The sequence below is a fragment of the Novosphingobium huizhouense genome (assembly GCF_020179475.1).
GTDB classification, from domain to species: domain Bacteria; phylum Pseudomonadota; class Alphaproteobacteria; order Sphingomonadales; family Sphingomonadaceae; genus Novosphingobium; species Novosphingobium huizhouense.
Map to the genome: position 1 here is coordinate 1 of NZ_JAILXZ010000040.1, position 284 is coordinate 284.

At 61.6% G+C, this 284-nt stretch carries 1 pseudogene; it reads right to left on the reverse strand.

Annotated features, from left to right (window positions below):
* Nucleotides 1-284: pseudogene (locus K3A85_RS17890) on the reverse strand (D-alanyl-D-alanine carboxypeptidase family protein); the annotation flags it as partial.

Sequence of the window (284 nt, forward strand, 5' to 3'; positions counted from 1 at the left end):
CGGTTCGGCACACGGCTGAAGCCCGCGTCCAGAAGCTGGCCCATCACCTGGTTGCGCTGCGCGGTCGAGGTGCCACCGAAGACAGTTGCGATCAGGCGTTTGTTACCGCGCTGTGCCGAAGCCGTCAGGTTGAAGCCGGCCGCGCGTGTATAGCCGGTCTTGATCCCGTCAGCCCCTTCGTAGCCGTCCAGAAAACGCCGGTTGGTCGACGACACCTTGGTGATGCCCGCATCGGCCGAACGGCGCGAGAACAGATTGTAATACTGGGGAAAGTCATAAAACAG